This window comes from Streptomyces sp. NBC_01267, assembly GCF_036241575.1.
Classification (GTDB): Bacteria; Actinomycetota; Actinomycetes; order Streptomycetales; family Streptomycetaceae; genus Streptomyces.
Map to the genome: position 1 here is coordinate 103970 of NZ_CP108456.1, position 17781 is coordinate 121750.

A 17781-nucleotide genomic window follows, 5' to 3' on the forward strand; every position below is an offset into this window, starting at 1 on the left:
CTGGTTCCGGTCCCGCGGCGGCGCACTCACCCCAGAACAATACAGAACGATCGCTTTCTTTCTTTCCTGGATGGCGGTTCCACCTGCAACGTTCAAGCCATCGGGGGGCACGCCGGTGCATCTTCGGCAAGTCGGCGTTGTGGCGCGTCCGGTCGCGGGTTCACCCTTGCGGTCTCACCGACCGGGCCGGTCGGCGGAGGGGGCCGGGCGGCGTGGACGACTGCACCGACCCGAAGTCGCGCTGCTGTCAAGGCAGTTGCTGTCAGCCACGGCCGCCGGCGCACATCCCGAGGAGGGCAAGGGTGAAGCAGGAGAGAGCGGCACGTACGCGCAGAGTGCTCGTCCAGGCCGCCGCGGAGGAACTCGACCGCAACGGCTACGAGGGAACCTCACTTGTCCGGATCTGTAGGACTGCTGAGGTGTCCATGGGGGCCCTGACCTTCCATTTCTCCACCAAGAGCCAGGTGGCCGACGAGGTGCAGGCGCAGGGTCGCGCCATCACCGGCGCGCTGGTCGCGCAGGTGGTCACGTCTCAGGTCTCGCCCCAGGTCACGGCGCTGCGCGCGGTGATGGAGCTGATCGTCGGTCTCGCGGCGCTGTTGGAGCGGAATGTCACCGTGCGCTCGGCCGCGCGGCTCTCGCGAGAGCGTCCCGGCGAAGCTGCCTGCTGGGGCTCGGCCTGGCTGCCCGCAGTACGTGAACTGCTGGAACAGGCATGGAGGGACGGGGAACTCCACCCGGCCGCGCACCCCCGGACCCTTGAGGCTCTCGTCGCCTACCTGATGACAGGAGCCGAGGCCCACATCCGCGAACGCGTCGAGGCGAGCGTCCGTGACGGGGCCGGAGCGCGGGAGCCCGGACTCCTCGATGCGGGCTCTCAACTGAAGCAGATCTGGCAGCTGTTCCTGCAGGGCGCCGGGCCTGCTCGCTGAGCTTCCCCCGGTAGGCCCTCGGTAGGTCTGGGCAGCTCGTCGGGTCCGCCAGATCCCTTTACAGCGGGTTCCCTTTCGGCCAGATAACAAACCGAACATTCCGTATTGTCTCTGTTGGGCGCAGGACCCTGAGTACTTCAGCCTGATGCTGCGGCCGTTCTCCCGGATCCTCAAGATCCAGTGTCTACGGTGTCCGAAATCCGGGTCGGGGCCCGTTGAGCGCACGGACCCCGACCCGGCCACCCCGACGATCCGTCAGATCGCGAAGTGCGGCCGGAGTATCAGCCGCGGTTGTCCGCCACCTCCAGCGTGAGGGGGTGGGTGGCCAGCGGGGTCACCTGGAGGTCCGCATACGGACGGATGGGCAGGGAGGCCAACACCGCTTCCAGAGCATCCGCATCCGCGGCCGACCAGATGCCGACGTTGCCGCGCTGACCGGGCATCCGCCAGATGTGCTTGAGCACGCCCGTGGCCATGAGTTCATGCGCGTGTGCGTGCTCGCGCTTGACGACCTCGTCGCGTTCCTCGGCCGGCAGGTCGTACACGCGGGAACCGTCGAGATGGATCATGAAGTCCATGGAAATCCTCCTTGAATGAGTGGTGTGCCGTGCCGTGTGGTGGGACGGCATCACTGTGGCTGCGGTTCGTTCCTCGGAGCGGGCTCCGCGGCGGCCGGGTGGTGATGGCCGGCGGGCAGGAAGCGGATCACGCCCAGCGTCGTGACCACCAGGACCGCGGCCCCGATGACCAGGCTGATGCGCATGCCTGTCATGAAGTGGGCCGAGTCGGCGATCAGGGCGCCCAGGAGGGCCACGCCGATGGCCCCGCCGAACTGGCGGGCCGCGCTGAGGACTCCGGAAGCCAGACCGGCCCTCTCGTGCGGGACCGACTCCAGCATCGCCGTCGTCAGGGGCGGGATCGCCAGGCCTCCGCCGATGCCCAGCGGGACAAGCAGCACCAGGAGCAGAGGAGTGGGGGTGTCCTGGGAGACGAAGAGCAGGCCCAGGATGCCCAACGTCTGGATGATCTGGCCGAGAACCAACGGGAAGCGCGGCCCGTGGCGGTTGGTCAGCTTGCCGGCCAGGAGGTTGACCCCTGTGGTGAAGGCCGTCATCGGAATGAACATCAGGCCTGCCATCAGGGCCGAGGCACCACGGTGTTCCTGGAAGAAGATCGTGAAGACGAAGACCAGGCCGTAGTAGCCCAGGTTCAGGGCGAGACCCGCGCTGGTGCACACGGCCACCGCGGGATTGCGGAACAAGGTCAGCGGCACTGCCGGATTGCGCTGGCGGGACTCGGTCAGCAGGAACGCGACTGCGGCGATGACGGCGACCGCGAAGCCCACGATGGTGACCGGGTCCGTCCAGCCGTGGGAGCCTCCGTTGATCACTGCGAACACCAGAGCCGCCAGGGCCAGGACTGCCGTCACCTGGCCTGCCGGGTCCATCGGGGCCTGCCCGCGCGAGGACCGGGGGGCGCGGAGCATTCCGATCAGGGCGACGATGCCGACGGGGATGTTGATGAAGAAGATCCAGCGCCAGCCGAGCCCGGTCGTGAGTGCGCCACCGACGACCGGGCCCGCAGCGACCGCCGCGCCGCCGCCCGCCGTCCACCACGCGATTCCGCGGGCGCGCTTGGCCGGGTCGTCGTAGGCCTGGCGGACCAGAGCGAGCGAGGCGGGCATCATCACTGCCGCCCCCGCGCCCTGGAGCGCCCGCGCGAAGATGAGCACGCCGAGGTTGGGCGCAAGCCCGCACAGCGCGGACATCAGGGTGAAGACCGACAGACCGATCGAGAAAGCGCGGCTCGCGCCGATCCGGTCCGAGATCGCTCCCGCCGACAGCAACAGCGCCGCGAAGAGCAGAGTGTACGCCGTCACCACCCACTGCAGCGCCGACACCTGGCCGTCCCACTGCTCACCGATGCTCGGCAGGGCGACGTTGACCACCGTCGTGTCCAACGTGATCACGAAGAACGCCAGACAGGCCACGCGAACCGTGGCGTCAGGGCTCAACCTCGGCCGCGTATCAGCCGCCATGGACCCGGAGGGAGAGCTACGTGCTGAATCGACGGCAGGTCGCCTGCTCACAGCGTCCTTCCGAAGTGGGCCTCCACCGAGTCCAGTGCCGACATCACTGTCGATTCCTGGTCGTAGAAATCAAACTGGGAGCCGGTCGTCCACTGCAGTTCCTTGGGTGCCCTCAGCCCATCGTGGAAGCGACGGGCGCCGTCCGGGATGGCGGCGTCCGGGCTGTGCAGCATGAAGGTGGGTGCCGTGCACTGAGCGGCGACCGAGATGGGGTCGAAGGTCAGCCACTGCGGCCAGCTCATGACGGCGAACCGGTTGCGCCACTCGGGGACAGCCCCTCGATCGGCATACAGGTAGTAGTCGAACGGCCCGTACATCGCGGCGCGTTCGTCGGTGTCGCTTGCCGCGGGGATGTAGTCGACCTCACCCGTCGACTCGTACTTGTCCCGGGCTGCCTCGCCCAGGGCCATCCGCTCACGAACGCCTTCCGGGCCGCCGTAGATGTCCGGGACCAGCGTTCGGTCGTGCAGCCACGGAGCCACCATGGCAACGGAGCGGATCTCCGGATTCCGTGAGGCGGCGACCGCGACATATCCGGAGCCGGCGCAGATACCGAGGGCGCCGATCCGGGAAGAGTCCACGTCCGGGCGGGACTTCAGGTAGTCGACAGCGCTGACGATGTCCGCGATCTTACGTTCCGGCGATTCGAAGTCCTGCGGATCGCCCTTCGATCCGCCGTACCCGCGGAAGTCGAAAGCGAGCGTGGTCAGTCCTCGGGCGGCGAGCCCGGCCGCGTACCGCCCGGCCATCTGTTCCTTGACAGTGGTCCACGAGCCGACCACGACCACTGCGGGAGAGGCATCCCCGGCCGGCTGCGAAGCAGGTCGGTAGAGGTCGCCGACGAGGTCGACACCTTCGCTGGGGAGTGCCACCCCCTCGACACGCACATCACCGTTGGGGTTCATGGGTCTCCCTTCAAGGTCCTGCCGACGCGCTTGAATGCGCTCCACGTGTCATCATAACCAAGCGATTTGACTAACTGTCAAGTTATGAGTCATTTAGCTTGATCGAATATGACAGACACATTGACATCCTGTCCGCGGCGCAGTCATTCTCGGTCGATCACCGAACAAGGAGTCGACGATGACGCAGGATCAACTCGCCCCGCCACGAGACGCCCAGTCAGTAGGGCGCTACTTCTTGGACCAGATCGGCAGTGGGCGGCTCGAAGCCGCGTTCGCCTGCCTGGCCGACGATGTGGTGATGGAGATGCCGTTCGCACCCCCGGGCAGCCCGACCCGGCTGGAAGGTGCCGATGCGCTGCGCAGCCTCTACACGGGGGTGGTCGACGCGGCCCTGTCGGTCGAGCTCCCGGTGAGCACCACTCGGCCGTTCGCCGACCCCGAGTGGGCACTGGTCGAGTACACGGGCCGGATCCTGCAGCCGGGCGGTCATGAGTACACGAACGTCTACCACGGTCTGTTCCGGGTCGTGGACGGGCGGATAAAGCTCTTCCGGGAGCTCTACGACACCTACCGGTTCGCGGAGCAAGTGCCCCTGGAGGCACGTCGGGCCATGTTTCCGACCACCGACGAGGGGTGAGCGGGATGTCCACGACCGCCCCCCGCGCTCTTGGTGTGGGCGTCCCGCTTTCCGGAGCCTGGGCGACACCCTCCACCCAGGTACGGATCGCCCGGCAGGCCGAGGAGCTCGGCTACCAGTCCCTGTGGACCTTCACCCGCCTGCTCTTCCCGATGCAGAGCAACGATGCCGAATGGTCGTCCGACTTCCAGCCGGCCTTCCACTACGGCGTGGCAGAGCCGCTCATCACCCTGGGATACCTGGCCGGCTGCACCGAGCGGATCCGGCTGGGTGTCTCGGTGCTCAACGCCCCGTTCTTCGCGCCCGCGGTTCTGGCCAAGCAGCTCATCCAGCTCGACCGGGTATCGGGCGGACGGCTCGACGCCGGGCTGGCTCAGGGCTGGTCCGAGGAGGAGTTCCGGGCCGTCGGCCTGCCGATGGAACGGCGAGTGGCCCGCACGTTGGAGTACGTGGAGGTGCTCCGCCGGATGTGGGAGCAGGACCAGGCGGAGTTCCAGGGCGAGTTCACCGAGCTGCCCCGGACCCTGGTCCGCCCTCGCCCGGTCCAACCGGTCTTCCCCCTGCTGCTCGGTGGCTCCACCGAGAAGGCCTGGACGCGTGCGGGGCGCCTGGCCCAGGGCTGGGTCAGCCCGGGTTTCGTCGCCGTGCCGGAGGTCGCCGCTGCCGCGTCCGGGGTCCGCGCAGCCGCCGAACGCGCCGGACGTTCCCCTGACGGGCTGCGCATCGTCGTACGCGCCACCGTCTTCCTCGGCACCGAACCCGGTTCCGGGCGCAGCCTCTTCCACGGTTCGGTTGCTCAGATTCGCTCTGACATCGAGCAGATGCACGATGCCGGGGCCACCGAGGTCTTCCTCGACTTCAACTTCGACCCGCGGATCGTCGGCCCTCGAGCAGACCCTGCCGGCTCCCTCGCCCTGGTCGAGGAAGCACTGGGCGAACTCGCTCCGGTCGCGCTCCCCGCCGCGCGCTGAGGGAGCGCCGGATCCTGCCACCCGTGCTGCCCGAGAGGGCTTGTTCCTCCGTACGCGAAGAGATTCAGCACACGAAGAAACTGGAGACACCATGATCCACGCGATTTCGCGTCTGGTCGCGGGTTGCCGTCCCGACGGCACCTCGGTGGTCGAGGCGAACGGGCCGGTCGCCCCCGTGACCGTGGGTGCGCTGCCTGGCGTCGAGTTCTACCAGGTCTGGGGGCGCAACGATGCCCCCGCGAGAGGCGACGGCGGCACTGAAGCAGCCTTCGTGCCCTACTTCCCCGGGGACACCGGGACCCGCTTCGTGATACTGCGCTGGCCCCCGGAGACCGGACGCGGCCCGGAGGGCGATCCCGACTTGCTCTCCGCCGAGGTGGAAGAGGTCTTCCCCGGGCTGCTCAAGGCTCTGGCCCCGGACGACAAGGGGCACCATGCGACGGACACCGTGGACATGTCGATCATCCTGGAGGGGGAGCTCTGGCTCCAGCTGGAAGACGGCTCCGAGACCCGTCTGACGCCCGGCAGTTGCGTCGTCCTGCGCGGCAACCGGCATGCCTGGTTCAACCGCAGCACCGAACCGGCCGTCATGGCCAGCGTCTTCATCGGTGCCCAGGACACTCTCAGCGAGCAGCTTCGCTGACCCGGTCGGCGGAGGCGGGGAGGCCGGGGAGCCCCGCATCGTTCAGCGCCTGCCGGTAGGCGGCGATGGACTCGGCGGTGTACCCGTACTGCTGCCAGATGTCCGCGATCCGGCGCCACACGGCAGCCGACGGACGGGCCGGGGGCAGTTGGCGAAGCTGCGCCGCCGCAGCGCGGAGCGTCTCCTGTGCTTGCCGGCTCTCGCCCATGCCGAACTGGGCGTGAGCCAGTACGGCACGCGCCTCGACCGACTCCCGGCGCGGCTCGTCGCGCAACAGCTCCAGCGCCCTGGACGCATGTTCCTGAGCTTCGGCCGCCTGGTTCAGCCGCAGGTGTGCCTCCGCGAGATTGCTCTGGGCCGACGCCTGTTCGGCTGCCGTGCCGACCTCCACCAGCTGAGCCTGCGACTGTTCGAGCAGCTGACGGGCTTGTTCAGGGTCACCGGGGTCGGAGCAGAGCAGCAGCATCCCGTAGACACCGCAGAGCAGTGCGTGGTGGCGCACGTGATCGCTCTCGGCCAACAACGCGCGTGCGCGTTCTGCCAGAGCCAGGGCCTCGTCGATCTGGCCCTGGGACTTTGCCACGAGGGCGGCGTTCCAGAAGGTCTCCCGCTGTGCGGTCCGGCCTCCGTGACCGTCGGCGATCCTGATCAGGCGTTCGGCCACGAGGCGGGCCTTGGCCAGGTCGCTGCGGGCCCGGTAGCAGCTGACCAGCACTGCTCCGAGCTGAATGTGGTCGTCCGTGGCCTCGAGGCCGAACTGGTCGAGGCGGCGCAGCGCCCGCTCTCCGATCTCGACGCTGAGGACCTGGTCGCCGAGGGCCTGGTGGCAGCGGCAGAGCGCCGTGGCCAGCTGGGTCCATTCCGCTGAGCCGGCGACGCACCGGGGATCCTCGTACAGCATGGTGAGGGCTTGGGCCGCGGCCTCCAGCCTGCCGAGCTGCTCCAGGGCGAGCGCTTGGCCGAGGCGGGCTCGGCGCACGGTGGCCTCGGGCAGGACGGGACCGGAGGCGAGGATCTCGCTGAAGGCCTGCAGCGCCTCCCTGTTCTCACCGTTGTGCAGGGCGAGGTCGGCGAACGCGGCCTTGAGCTCCAACTCGCGTGTCCGTGTGCCGTCCTGACCCGTGAGCAGATAGCTGGGGGTGCATCCGAGGCGCTCGGCCAGGAGCGTCACGACAGCCGCCGAAGGAGTTCGCTTGCCCGACTCGATCAGCGAGATGTAGCTCACCGAGACGTCGTCGCTGGCGAGGTCCTGTTGCTTGAGACCACGAGCACGACGGAGCTCCCTCAGCCGCCGTCCGGTGCCTTCACCGTCTTCGGCAGTGCTGTCCACAGTGTCTCCTCGGTCCTGCTGATGTGCTCTCGGCGGGGTGATGGAAAATTTACAGGATATTTGACAACTGCGGCCATCTCCGGTGAAAGAAGTCACAGCTTCTGCTCTGCACCAGCCGGGACGACAGCGGAGGCGCAGCGACTTCAGAATGTACGAAGTCCTGTCTCACGGTCTTCCCTCCGCCTTGGCTATGGTCACAGCGAGTGACAGCGACGGCATGCGGGTTCGAGGCAGGGGAGTGAGGCATGTTCCGACCGGTGCGGCGTGCGGCCTTCTTCGACCTCGCCCATCCAGAACGCCCTCCGCACGAGGACGTGGCCCTGCAAGCCGCGCTCGAAGGCCACCGGGCCAAGGGGGACCTTGTCGTCATGGTCGTGGACTCTCTGCGGCCGTTCCCTCGGACGCTGCCCGCCGAGGGAATTCTTCTGCGGCTTTCGCCGTCGGCTACCCGCGACATGGACAAGTGCACGACGGTCGTCGAAGCCATGGCCCGCCTGTGCATCGATCCGGTCAGTTGCTTCGGCTACGGAGACCTGTGCACCGGGACAGGGTTGCTCGGCGTCGTCGGAAATCCGCGCGTCATCGCCTGTAGCGCGGACAGCCGACGGCTTGCTCAGGAGTTGAGCTGGCCCGTGATCATGACGCCTTCCACCGTCTGAGGGGACGGCCCGGCGCGGATGCCGCTCCGCCCGACCGGCCGTGTTTCCCGGGTGTTCGGGCGGAGCGGCCGGTGCAGGAGTCCTGTCAATGTCCACGGACCTCAGGAAGTCGCCATGCATGTGCAGCAACCCGCTCGGTCGTCCCGAACACGCGTCGATCTGCTCACCAAGGAATTCCCTCCGGAGGTATACGGAGGGGCCGGTGTCCATGCCGCAGAACTCGCGGCAGAACTCCGCAGTCTTGTCGACCTGCACGTGCGCTGCTTCGGTGCGCCGCGCGACGCGCAGAACGTGACCGCCTACCCGGACCCCGTGCTGCCGGGAGAGCAGAACCCCGCCCTGCGCGCGCTCGGGGTGAATGTCGAGATGGCCGCGGGGTGCGCGGGAGCAGACCTTGTCCACAGCCACACCTGGTACGCCAACGGGGCGGGCCGGCTCGCGCAGGTGCTGTACGGCATCCCCCATGTCGCCACCACCCACAGCCTCGAACCGCTGCGCCCCTGGAAGGCCGAACAGCTGGGCGGCGGCTACGCGTTGTCGTCCCTGGTGGAGCGTTCGGCACTGGAGAGCGCCGATGCGCTGATCGCCGTGTCGCACGGCATGCGTCGGGACATCCTTCGCGTATATCCCGATGTGGATCCCGAGCGGGTCCACGTGGTCCACAACGGCATCGACACCCGGGCCTACCGCCCCGACCACGGCACGGCCGCGCTGGTGCGGCACGGGGTGGACCCCGATCGGCCCATCGTCCTCTTCGTCGGCCGCGTCACCCGTCAGAAGGGTCTGCCGCAGCTGCTGCGTGCGGCCTTCGAGTTGGATCCCCGTGCCCAGCTCGTGCTGTGCTGCGGGCAACCCGACACGGCCGAGATCGGAGCCGAGACCGAGGCGCTGGTCGACGAACTGCGCCGGGTGCGGGACGGAGTCGTCCGTATCGACGGGATGCTCGATCGGGCCGTCCTCCTGCAGTTCCTCACCCACGCTTCCGTCTTCGTCTGCCCGTCCCTGTACGAACCGATGGGCATCGTGAACCTGGAGGCCATGGCCTGCGGCACAGCGGTCGTGGCCACTGCGACGGGCGGCATCCCGGAGGTCGTGGCGGACGGTGAGACGGGCCTTCTGGTGCCCATCGAGCAGGAGCAGGACGGCAGCGGCACGCCCCTGGACCCCCGGCGCTTCGCCTCCGACCTCGCAGCCGCGATGAATCAGCTCCTCGCCGATCCGGACCATGCCTCCCGGCTCGGCGCGGCCGGCCTCGCGCGGGCGCAGAAGGAATTCGGCTGGGACGTGGCGGCGGAGCGGGCGCATGCCGTCTACCGCTCGGTGCTGGATCGCTGACCGCACAGGCTTCGCGCCCCGACCTCATGATGTCTATTTGATCTCTTTGACCGGACCACCACTGCTGCCGCTACCTTCGCAGACATGTCTCAAACGACTTCCGCGCAAGATGTAGAAGGCGTCCCGGAGCATTCGAGGTCCACGCACGACAACAGCACGCTGTTCGAGGACGAGGCAACGGAATCCGCGGGGCCTGCCGCGTTGTCCGTGGATCCCGCTACGAAAAGCGAATCCAGGGTCACGACTCTGGAATTGTTCTTCGATCTCGCGTTCGTATTCAACTTCACGCAGCTCGCCCGGGTGCTCAGCCGGGACATGACGCTGCACGGAGTTATTCAAGTACTTCTGATTTTCTGGCTCCTGTGGTGGATGTACGGCGGATACGCGTGGCTCACCAACCACCTTCCGCCCCAACGCAGGCACCACCGGGTCCTGCTGCTGCTCGGCATGGCCTCCTTTCTGGTCATCGGCCTGGCCACGCCCAACGCGTTCGACGGGGACGGCGTCGCGTTCGGCATCGGCTACCTGCTGATCGTCACCGTGCATGCCGCCCTCTTCGCGTTGGGCGGCACCGGAGCGGCCCGCAACATGCTGCGCATCGCCCCGTTCCACACGGTGGGCGCGCTCCTCATCATCGGCGCCGGCTTCCTCGACGGATGGGCCATGTACGCGCTGTGGACCTCGGCCGTCGCGTTGGAGATCGTCGCGCCGGTGCTGACGGGCGTCTCGGGCTTCGAGCTGAAGCCGGGCCACTTCGTGGAACGGCACGGACTGCTCATGATCATCGCGCTCGGCGACTCGTTCCTGGCGCTCGGCATCGGCACCGACGGCGGTCAGGCGGGGCCGTCGGTCGTGACCACGGCGGTCCTCATCTTCGTCATCCCGGCCGGTCTGTGGTGGGTGTACTTCGACGAGTCCGAGAAGGCCTCGCGGGCCGAACTCGCCCTGGAGCGGCAGGACGCGGTGCAACGTTCGCGGCTGGCACTCGCCGCGTTCTTCTACGCCCACGTACCGATGCTGCTCGGACTGATCCTGATCGCGGCGGCCGTCAAGAAGACCATCGTGCACCCCTACGATCCACTGGCCATGGCCCCGTCCGTCGCGCTGGCCTGTGGTGTGGCGCTGTACCTCGGCGGTATCGCCTGGTTCCACGGAATCCTGAAGATCGGCCCACAGCGTTTCCACTTCACCGCCTCACTGTTCGCCGTACTGGCAATTCCGGTGGGGCACTTCGGGACGGCAGTGGCCGAAGTCGTAGTGCTTGGCGCCCTCATCGGCGCTGCCCTGCTCAGCGACCATCGCTGGACCTTGAAAATGGCACATCTCTATCACTGAAAGAAGAAAAATCCATGAGTTCTGTGGCCGACCGCCTCGACGTCATCGAGACCTGCACCCGCATGGGCTGGTACATCGACCAGCGCGAGTGGGACGCGCTGAACGATGTCTTCAGCGACGAGATCATGCTCGACTACACCAGCCTCAATGGCGGCGAGCCGGGTCCCGTGTCCAAGAAGGACCTGATCGGTGCCTGGTCCGGGCTGCTCGGCCAGTTCGCCGCCACCCAGCACCTGCTCAGCAACTTCCTGGTCGACGTACAGGGCGACAGCGCCGTCACGACCGCGATGTTCCAGGCGACGCACCGCATGCCCAACGAGCACGGCGGTCCGCTGTGGACGCTCGCCGGCACCTACCGCATCGACCTGGAGCGGACGTCTGACGGCTGGCGGATCAACGCCATCGTGATGACGGCCACCTGGGCCGACGGAAATCAGCATCTGTTCGCCCGCGCCGCCGAACAGGCTCAGTCCGCCGATTCCTGAGCGGCGATCTCAGGAAGTCGACCACCTGTTTCTTGCTGGCTCCCGAGTATCTCGCTCAGGATTCCCATGGGATTCCTTCCATTTCTAGGAGATTTCATGAGCAACGCCACGGAAGAAACCAGGAAAGTCGTACAGCGGTGGTTCGACGCACTGACATCGGGCGACTTCGAAACCGCCCTCGACACACTCGCCGAGGACGTCGAGTGGATCAACTACACGCCGGTGCCCGGCTACAACGACGACATGAAGTGGATCGGCAGTTACCGCGGCCGTGAGGCTGTCCTCGAGACCCTGAAGATCTTCACCGGGGCCGTGGACGTCCGCCTGGAGAAGCTGGTGCGCCTGGTCGTCGACGGCGACCAGGCCGCCGGGGTCATCCACGAGATGTCCACCGTGCGGGGCACCGGCGTCGAGTTCGAGATCGAGTTCATCCAGTGGCTGACGGTCCGCGACGGCAAGATCACCCGCTGGAAGTCCTACACGGACCCGTCGCAGATCATCCGGGCCCTGCGGGGCGACGCTTCGGGGCAGGAGGCCGCCTGATGAGCTCCGAGCTGATCACCGCAGTACGCGCCCGGGACGCCGCACGCGTCTCCGAACTGCTGGCAGCCGGCGCCGACGCGCGCCACCGCGAGTCCGCCACCGGGCTGACCGCCCTGATGATCGCGGCCGGGCATGCGGACGCTCCCACCGTCCAGGCCCTGATCGACGGCGGTGCCGACGTCCTGACCGCCGACACCCGGGCCGGCGCGACCGCGCTGCACAAGGCCTGCCAGGGCGGCAGCCTCGAGGTGGTGAAGGCTCTCGTCGAAGCGGGTGCCTTCGTGGACGCAGTGGCGCCCACCACCGGACACACCGCCCTGATGGACGCGCTCTGGTACAAGTACCCGGACATCGCCGAGTACTTGCTGACGCAGGGCACCGCACTCCAGGTCTACACGCACTACGGCTTCTCGCTCGAGCAGCACTTCGCGTACGAACTGAACGTCAACACGTTCGGCAAGGACCGGCTGCTCAAGGCCGAGGAGCACCTCAACTCCCGTCGGGCGGGCGACGAGCGCGCGGTGGCCGGCCAGGAGCTGATGGCGGCGACCGCGGAGGGCGACACCGACCGGGTGCGCAAGCTGCTCGCTGCCGGCGCCGAGGTCGACGAGCGTTCCCCCAACCTGAGCGGCTTCAACGACAGCCACACGCCGCTGCTGGTGGCCTGCCGCGACGGTCACGACGAGATCGTGCGCCTGCTGCTCGCGGCCGGGGCGGACGTGAACGCCGTCGAGCCCACGTTCGGCGCGGTGCCGCTGCACAAGGCCGTCTACAACGGCCACGCCGGCATCACCGCCGATCTGGTCCGCCAGGACGGTATCGACCTCGACTTCCAGGGCGCGACCAATGGCTACAGCCCGCTGCACGACGCGCTGTGGCACGGCTACGAGGACTGCGCGCGCACGCTCGTGGAGGCCGGCGCCCGGCTCGATCTCCTCGGCCACGACGGCAAGACGCCGCTCGACCTCGCCGTCGAGGTCTTCGGGGCCGATCACGCGCTGAGTGAACTGATCCGCTCCCGCGGCGCCCGCTGACCGCCCACTCCCCATCTCCCAACAGCCTTCCACGGAAGCGGAGTTGAAGCATGCTTTTCTACGTTCAGATGAAATGGAAGCACGAAGGGCGCATCACCCTCGACGAGCTGTGGGAGCTCGAGCAGGACGAAGCGGTCCACGCCCAGGAGACGGTGGACTCCGGCTTCTGCGTGGGCATCTGGAAGGTCGCCGCGCAGAAGCGCGTCATAGCCATCATCGAATCACCGGATGCCGAGGAGCTCGACCGCACCGCGCTCGGCCGGCTCCCCATGCGGGAGTACCTGGAGTTCGAGACCGTCTGGCCGCTGCGCGATTACCTCGGCTTCGCCGAGGACGTCAAGCAGCGCTACAAGGTCTGACCGCAGCGAGGAGTCCGAAGACGTGAACCGGCAACGCAACCGCACCGCCCTCGTCACGGGCGCGAGCCGCGGCATCGGTCTCGAGACCGTCCGGCAGCTCGATCGGGCCGGCCTCGACGTCGTGCTGGCCGCGCGCGATCTCACGCGCGGTCGAGCGGCTGCGCGTGGGCTCGACAGCCCGCGCATCCGGGTGGAGGAGCTGGATGTCACCGACGCCGAGAGCGTCGAGGCATGCGCGCAGCGGCTGGCCGACGACGGGATCGAATGCGACGTCCTGGTCAACAACGCCGGAATCTACCCGACCGTCTCGTACTTCTCGCTCGACGAGGACACCATGCGCCGAGCCCTGGACACGAACCTCATGGGAGCGTTCCGCACCTGCCAGGCGTTCTGCCCCGGCATGGCGCAGCGCGGCTACGGCCGGGTGGTGAACGTCTCCTCCGGGCTCGGCGCCCTCACCGGCAACGTGCCGTCCCCGGCTGCCTACGGCATCTCCAAGGCAGCGCTCAACGCGCTGACCCTGGTGGTGTCCGCCGCGGTGCCGGCGAGCGTCAAGGTCAACGCGGCCTGTCCGGGCTGGGTCCGTACGGACATGGGGGGCCGCGGGGCGCCGACCGGTGTCGAGGAGGGCGCCGACACCGTGAGCTGGCTGGCGCGCCTGCCCGACTCCGGGCCCACCGGGGGGTTCTTCCGCAACCGCAGAAGGATCGACTGGTGAGCGCGGCCCGCATCGCGGCCGTTGCCGCCGTCCTGGTGGCCGTCGTCGTGCTCGCCGTGACGGTCGTGACCGGCGACCACGTCCGCGTCGCGGCGAAGGAAGCCGTCCGCGACACCCCCGACGAGCACGACCCGGCGGCCCTGACCGCGCTGGAACCGGCCGTGCGCGGCTACGTCGACGCCGTCGACTCCCGCGACGTGAACGCACTGGTGGCCGTCTTCGCGCCGCAGGCCACCGTCAACGACACCGGGCGCAGCTTCCACGGCCGGGCAGCGATCAGGGACTGGGCCCGCGACGAGGTCAACGGCGGCAGACTCACCGTTCTGAAGAACACCCCGAAGACCAACGGCACGACGCTGCTCGTGCGCTTCGCACCCCAGGGCGTCGGCGGTTTCGAGGCCGACTACGAGTTCGATCTGCGCGACGGCCGCATTGCCAGGCTCGACCTCCGGTACGCCTGACCGCGCCTTCGGTTTCTCCTTCCGTCCTCTTCCCAAGGAGTGGCTCTCCCATGAGTACCGCCACCGCGTCGGCACCCGGCGAGACGCGCAACAAGCTCGCCCTGGGCGCCCTAGGACTGGGCGCTTTCGTCATCGGCACCGCCGAGCTGGTCATCGTCGGCGTCCTCAATCTCATCGCCGACGATCTGGACGTCTCACTGAGCACGGCGGGCCTGCTGGTCACCGCCTACGCGCTCGGCATCTCCATCGGCGGCCCGATCGTCACGGCGGCGACCATCAAGGTGTCGCGCCACACCCTCCTGTGCGCAGCGCTCGCCGTCTTCGTCCTCGGCAACCTCGCCGCGGTCTTCGCCGGGCTCTTCGGCCTGCTGGTCGTCGCGCGCGTACTCTGCGGTGCCCTGCACGGCCTGTTCCTGGGCGCGGCCTCCGCCGTCGCCACGGGTCTGGTCGCGCCCGAGCACCGCGGTCAGGCCGTCGGCCTGGTCTTCGGCGGCATCTCTGTGTCGACGGTGCTCGGTGTGCCGCTCGGTACCCTGCTGGGCCAGAACCTCGGCTGGCAGGCCACGTTCGCCGGCGTGGCCGTCCTCGGCCTCGCCGCCTTCGTCGTGATCATGATCTGGGTGCCGTCGGTCAGGGGCAGAGGTTCGGGCGGCCTGGCCTCCCAGGCCCAGCACGCCTTCCACCCCCGGGTGTTGGCCATGCTGGGTTCCGAAGTGCTGCTCATGGGATCGCAGTTCATCGCCTTCACGTATCTGGCGGCGTTCTTGGAGGACGTCACCGGCATCAAGGGCGCCATGGTGAGCGTCTTCCTGATGATCTTCGGTGTGTTCAGCGCTGTCGGCACCTTCGCGGGCGGGCGCCTCGCCGACATCAACGCCTCGCGGACCCTGCTCGTCGGCAACGGCGTACTCATCGTGGGTCTGCTCGGCCTGTACTTCTTCCGCGACAGCCCGCCGCTGGTCGGTGTGGCCCTGGCGCTCTGGGGCATCGTCGGTTTCGGTGTCACCCCGGCGCTCCAGCTGCGCGTCATCTCGCTGGCCGGGGAGGGCGCCGATCTCGCCGCCACCCTGGGCGCGTCCGCCGCGAACGTAGGTGTCGCCTCCGGCGCCGCGATCGGCGGCTGGGCCCTGACCGCCTTCGGCATCGACGACGTCCCGCTGATCGCACTGGTCTTCGCCGTCATCGCGCTGCCCGTGGTCTGGGCCACCCGGTTCCTCAAGGTGCCTGGCGTCCAGGCCCCGGCGGCCGGCTCCGCGCCGGCTGCCGCGAGCGACAACACACCCGTCTCCACCGGAGGCTGACCTTCGGGACCGAAGCCCGTTGCCGCAGCGCCTCAGGGCGCCGCGGCAACGGGCTTCGTCGTTCGGACACCGCTCAACCGGGCCACCGGGAACGGCAGGCCGAGGGGGAACCGAAGGACAGGGGCGAGCCGGTTGATGCTCTCCGAGTCGAACGGGACGACCCACAACTGGTCCTTCTTCCAGAGCAGGCCGTCCGCGGACGTCGGTACGTGCGGACGTCGGTACGTGATGACGAGGTTCCGCTCGGCAGGAAGGCCTTCGCTCCGGCCCCGGGAGGCGGCCGGTCCCGGTCACGACATCATTCGGATGCCGCGCCCGTGGGCTCCGGCTCGGCCGGCCGGGGTGCCAGGGGCCGCCGTCCGGGACTCGCGGCGGGGTACTCCTTGCCGCGCCACAGGAAGATCCGCTGGGCGATCGGCTCCGTGAAACGGGCCGCAAGGGGACCCATGACGACGAGGAGCAGAACGTACGCGGTGGCCAACGGCCCCAGAGAGGGATCCACGGCACCGGCGGAGACCGCGAGCCCGGCGATCACGATGGAGAACTCGCCCCGCGCGACCAGGGCGCCGCCGGCCCGCCACCGCCCCCGCTCCGCAATGCCTCCGCGCTTCGCGGCCCAGTACCCGGTTCCGATCTTCGTCAGGGCGGTGAGCACCGCCAACGCGAGTGCGGGCAGCAGCACCGACGGGATGGTGCTGGGATCGGTGCTCAGACCGAAGAACACGAAGAACACGGCGGCGAAGAGATCCCGTAGCGGCATCAGCAGGTGATGGGTGTTCTCGGCCACCTCGCCCGACAGGGCGATACCCACGAGGAACGCCCCCACCGCCGCCGACACCTGCAGCTGCTGGGCCACACCGGAGACGAGCAGCGTCGTGCCCAGGACGACGAGCAACAGCTTCTCCGGGTCGTCGCTGGACACGAAGCGCGAGATGACCCGCCCGTAGCGCACCGCGACGAGCAGGACAGTACTGACCGCCGCGAGTGCGATGCCCAGGGTCACACCCCCTGCCAGCCAGCCCGAACCGGCCAGCACCGCCGTCAGGATCGGCAGGTAGAGCGCCATGGCCAGGTCTTCGAGCACGAGGATGCCGAGGACGACCGGGCTCTCCCGATTGCCGAGCCGGCCCAGGTCGCCGAGCACCTTCGCGATGACGCCGGACGACGAGACCCAGGTGACGCCCGCGAGCACCACGGCGGCCACCGGCCCCCAGCCGAGCAGCAGAGCCGCGGCGGCTCCGGGGACCGCGTTGAGCACGAAGTCGACCGCTCCCGCCGGGGCCTGGGTCTTGAGGTGACCGACGAGATCGCCCGCCGTGTACTCCAGACCGAGCATCAGGAGCAGCAGCACCACACCGATCTCGGCACCGACCTCGATGAACTCCTCGCTGCCGCCCAGCGGGACGATGCCGCCGGCGCCGAACAGCAGTCCCGCCAGCAGATAGAGCGGGATCGGAGAGAACCTGAGGCGTACGGCGAAGCGGCCGAGCAGGCCGAGCACCAGCACGATCGCCCCGAACTCGATCAGAAAGACCGCGGAGTGCACGTGATCAGCCCCGCTCGAGGATCTCGTGGGCGCCGTCCACGCCTTCCCGCGTCCCGATGACGATCACGATGTCGCCCGAGAGCAGGCGGAAGTCGGGTCCGGGCGAGGGGATCGCGTGGGACCGGCGCATGACAGCGACGATGGAGGCCCCGGTGTCGGTGCGCATCCTCGTCTCTCCCAGGGTGCGCCCGTTCCAGTACGAGGGGCCGGTGATGGTGACCTGCTCGGCCAGCAGTCCGAAGTCGCTGGTGTGCAGCAGGTTCGGGCTGTTGTGACTGGGCAGCAGGGCGTCGGCGAGGGACAGGGCCTCGGCCCCGGTCAACGGCAGCGAGAGGCCGCAGGAGTCCGGGTCGTCGTCGTGGTGCACGTTCAGGGTGCGGGTGCGGTCGCGGTGCGCGATCACCGACAGCGTGTCGTGCCGCCGCGTGGTGAGCTCGTACTGCACCCCGATGCCGGGCAACGGGGTGGTCCTCAGACGGGGAGCGGGCATGGTGTCTC

At 68.6% G+C, this 17781-nt stretch carries 20 protein-coding genes; 14 read left to right on the forward strand and 6 right to left on the reverse strand.

The annotated features are described in order from the left end of the window. Nucleotides 1-302: 302 nt before the first annotated feature. Nucleotides 303-932 carry a TetR/AcrR family transcriptional regulator gene (locus OG709_RS35385; protein WP_266646642.1) on the forward strand — a complete coding sequence of 210 codons (630 nt, stop codon included), beginning with the start codon at nucleotides 303-305 and terminating at the stop codon, nucleotides 930-932. Nucleotides 933-1213: 281 nt separating this feature from the next. On the opposite strand, the gene OG709_RS35390 is transcribed toward OG709_RS35385, so the two are convergent. The 3 genes from OG709_RS35390 to OG709_RS35400 all read right to left on the reverse strand — a co-directional run bounded on the left by OG709_RS35390 (nucleotide 1214) and on the right by OG709_RS35400 (nucleotide 3926). Continuing rightward, the gene (locus OG709_RS35390) at nucleotides 1214-1510 is read right to left on the reverse strand and encodes a muconolactone Delta-isomerase family protein (protein WP_250306187.1); all 297 of its coding nucleotides are present in this window, start codon (nucleotides 1508-1510) and stop codon (nucleotides 1214-1216) included. A 50-nt stretch (nucleotides 1511-1560) separates the two neighbouring features. Continuing rightward, nucleotides 1561-2946: an MFS transporter gene (locus OG709_RS35395; protein ID WP_266646644.1), complete on the reverse strand. Its 1386-nt coding sequence runs from the start codon at nucleotides 2944-2946 to the stop codon at nucleotides 1561-1563. Nucleotides 2947-3017: 71 nt separating this feature from the next. Further along, nucleotides 3018-3926 (reverse strand): alpha/beta hydrolase, encoded by a 909-nt coding sequence (locus tag OG709_RS35400; protein ID WP_250306189.1) that lies wholly within the window; start codon nucleotides 3924-3926, stop codon nucleotides 3018-3020. Between the two features lie 178 nt (nucleotides 3927-4104). Between OG709_RS35400 and OG709_RS35405 the strand changes: the two genes are divergently transcribed. From OG709_RS35405 to OG709_RS35415, 3 genes are all read left to right on the forward strand, one after another. After that, a complete protein-coding gene (locus tag OG709_RS35405; RefSeq protein WP_250306190.1) occupies nucleotides 4105-4563 on the forward strand; it encodes a nuclear transport factor 2 family protein in 459 nt (152 codons plus the stop codon). Nucleotides 4564-4568: 5 nt separating this feature from the next. After that, nucleotides 4569-5534 (forward strand): TIGR03619 family F420-dependent LLM class oxidoreductase, encoded by a 966-nt coding sequence (locus OG709_RS35410; RefSeq protein WP_250306191.1) that lies wholly within the window; start codon nucleotides 4569-4571, stop codon nucleotides 5532-5534. A gap of 91 nt (nucleotides 5535-5625) precedes the next feature. Further along, a complete protein-coding gene (locus tag OG709_RS35415; RefSeq protein WP_250306192.1) occupies nucleotides 5626-6177 on the forward strand; it encodes a cupin domain-containing protein in 552 nt (183 codons plus the stop codon). Here the strand turns inward: OG709_RS35415 and OG709_RS35420 are convergent. Beyond that, complete coding sequence (locus tag OG709_RS35420; protein WP_250306193.1) at nucleotides 6158-7507, reverse strand: helix-turn-helix domain-containing protein; 1350 nt, start codon at nucleotides 7505-7507, stop codon at nucleotides 6158-6160. The genes OG709_RS35415 and OG709_RS35420 overlap by 20 nt on opposite strands. A gap of 245 nt (nucleotides 7508-7752) precedes the next feature. Between OG709_RS35420 and OG709_RS35425 the strand changes: the two genes are divergently transcribed. From OG709_RS35425 to OG709_RS35470, 10 genes are all read left to right on the forward strand, one after another. After that, entirely contained in the window at nucleotides 7753-8166 is a 414-nt protein-coding gene (locus OG709_RS35425; protein ID WP_250306195.1) for a hypothetical protein, read from the forward strand. Between the two features lie 114 nt (nucleotides 8167-8280). Next, nucleotides 8281-9501, forward strand: a complete 1221-nt coding sequence (glgA, locus tag OG709_RS35430) for a glycogen synthase (RefSeq protein WP_329169356.1) — start codon at nucleotides 8281-8283, stop codon at nucleotides 9499-9501. Between the two features lie 252 nt (nucleotides 9502-9753). Next, complete coding sequence (locus OG709_RS35435; protein ID WP_250306198.1) at nucleotides 9754-10836, forward strand: low temperature requirement protein A; 1083 nt, start codon at nucleotides 9754-9756, stop codon at nucleotides 10834-10836. A 14-nt stretch (nucleotides 10837-10850) separates the two neighbouring features. Continuing rightward, nucleotides 10851-11321, forward strand: coding sequence for a nuclear transport factor 2 family protein (locus OG709_RS35440; protein ID WP_250306200.1), 471 nt, complete (start codon nucleotides 10851-10853; stop codon nucleotides 11319-11321). A 96-nt stretch (nucleotides 11322-11417) separates the two neighbouring features. Beyond that, the gene (locus OG709_RS35445; protein ID WP_250306201.1) at nucleotides 11418-11864 is read left to right on the forward strand and encodes a nuclear transport factor 2 family protein; all 447 of its coding nucleotides are present in this window, start codon (nucleotides 11418-11420) and stop codon (nucleotides 11862-11864) included. Beyond that, nucleotides 11864-12898 carry an ankyrin repeat domain-containing protein gene (locus OG709_RS35450; protein WP_266646651.1) on the forward strand — a complete coding sequence of 345 codons (1035 nt, stop codon included), beginning with the start codon at nucleotides 11864-11866 and terminating at the stop codon, nucleotides 12896-12898. Before OG709_RS35445 ends, OG709_RS35450 begins: the two co-directional genes overlap by 1 nt. Before the next feature lie 50 nt (nucleotides 12899-12948). Further along, the gene (locus OG709_RS35455; RefSeq protein ID WP_250306203.1) at nucleotides 12949-13257 is read left to right on the forward strand and encodes a muconolactone Delta-isomerase family protein; all 309 of its coding nucleotides are present in this window, start codon (nucleotides 12949-12951) and stop codon (nucleotides 13255-13257) included. Between the two features lie 22 nt (nucleotides 13258-13279). Next, complete coding sequence (locus tag OG709_RS35460) at nucleotides 13280-13975, forward strand: SDR family NAD(P)-dependent oxidoreductase (protein WP_250306204.1); 696 nt, start codon at nucleotides 13280-13282, stop codon at nucleotides 13973-13975. Beyond that, entirely contained in the window at nucleotides 13972-14436 is a 465-nt protein-coding gene (locus tag OG709_RS35465) for a nuclear transport factor 2 family protein (protein WP_266646655.1), read from the forward strand. Before OG709_RS35460 ends, OG709_RS35465 begins: the two co-directional genes overlap by 4 nt. A gap of 50 nt (nucleotides 14437-14486) precedes the next feature. Then, the gene (locus tag OG709_RS35470) at nucleotides 14487-15737 is read left to right on the forward strand and encodes an MFS transporter (RefSeq protein WP_250306207.1); all 1251 of its coding nucleotides are present in this window, start codon (nucleotides 14487-14489) and stop codon (nucleotides 15735-15737) included. Nucleotides 15738-16035: 298 nt separating this feature from the next. Here OG709_RS35470 and OG709_RS35475 read toward each other — a convergent pair whose 3' ends face one another. Together OG709_RS35475 and OG709_RS35480 are read right to left on the reverse strand one after the other, a co-directional pair. After that, nucleotides 16036-17283, reverse strand: a complete 1248-nt coding sequence (locus OG709_RS35475) for a cation:proton antiporter (RefSeq protein ID WP_250306209.1) — start codon at nucleotides 17281-17283, stop codon at nucleotides 16036-16038. 4 nt (nucleotides 17284-17287) lie between these two features. Then, nucleotides 17288-17773, reverse strand: coding sequence for a cation:proton antiporter regulatory subunit (locus OG709_RS35480; protein WP_250306211.1), 486 nt, complete (start codon nucleotides 17771-17773; stop codon nucleotides 17288-17290). Between the last annotated feature and the right edge of the window lie 8 nt (nucleotides 17774-17781).

Excerpts from the sequence above, each read along its gene's own strand:
- OG709_RS35390 (WP_250306187.1), bottom strand. The coding sequence starts at position 1,510 with ATGGACTTCATGATCCATCTCGACGGTTCCCGCGTGTACGACCTGCCG.
- OG709_RS35400 (WP_250306189.1), bottom strand. The coding sequence starts at position 3,926 with ATGAACCCCAACGGTGATGTGCGTGTCGAGGGGGTGGCACTCCCCAGC.
- OG709_RS35405 (WP_250306190.1), top strand. The coding sequence starts at position 4,105 with ATGACGCAGGATCAACTCGCCCCGCCACGAGACGCCCAGTCAGTAGGG.
- OG709_RS35410 (WP_250306191.1), top strand. The coding sequence starts at position 4,569 with ATGTCCACGACCGCCCCCCGCGCTCTTGGTGTGGGCGTCCCGCTTTCC.
- OG709_RS35415 (WP_250306192.1), top strand. The coding sequence starts at position 5,626 with ATGATCCACGCGATTTCGCGTCTGGTCGCGGGTTGCCGTCCCGACGGC.
- OG709_RS35425 (WP_250306195.1), top strand. The coding sequence starts at position 7,753 with ATGTTCCGACCGGTGCGGCGTGCGGCCTTCTTCGACCTCGCCCATCCA.
- glgA (WP_329169356.1), top strand. The coding sequence starts at position 8,281 with ATGCATGTGCAGCAACCCGCTCGGTCGTCCCGAACACGCGTCGATCTG.
- OG709_RS35440 (WP_250306200.1), top strand. The coding sequence starts at position 10,851 with ATGAGTTCTGTGGCCGACCGCCTCGACGTCATCGAGACCTGCACCCGC.
- OG709_RS35445 (WP_250306201.1), top strand. The coding sequence starts at position 11,418 with ATGAGCAACGCCACGGAAGAAACCAGGAAAGTCGTACAGCGGTGGTTC.
- OG709_RS35450 (WP_266646651.1), top strand. The coding sequence starts at position 11,864 with ATGAGCTCCGAGCTGATCACCGCAGTACGCGCCCGGGACGCCGCACGC.
- OG709_RS35455 (WP_250306203.1), top strand. The coding sequence starts at position 12,949 with ATGCTTTTCTACGTTCAGATGAAATGGAAGCACGAAGGGCGCATCACC.
- OG709_RS35470 (WP_250306207.1), top strand. The coding sequence starts at position 14,487 with ATGAGTACCGCCACCGCGTCGGCACCCGGCGAGACGCGCAACAAGCTC.
- OG709_RS35480 (WP_250306211.1), bottom strand. The coding sequence starts at position 17,773 with ATGCCCGCTCCCCGTCTGAGGACCACCCCGTTGCCCGGCATCGGGGTG.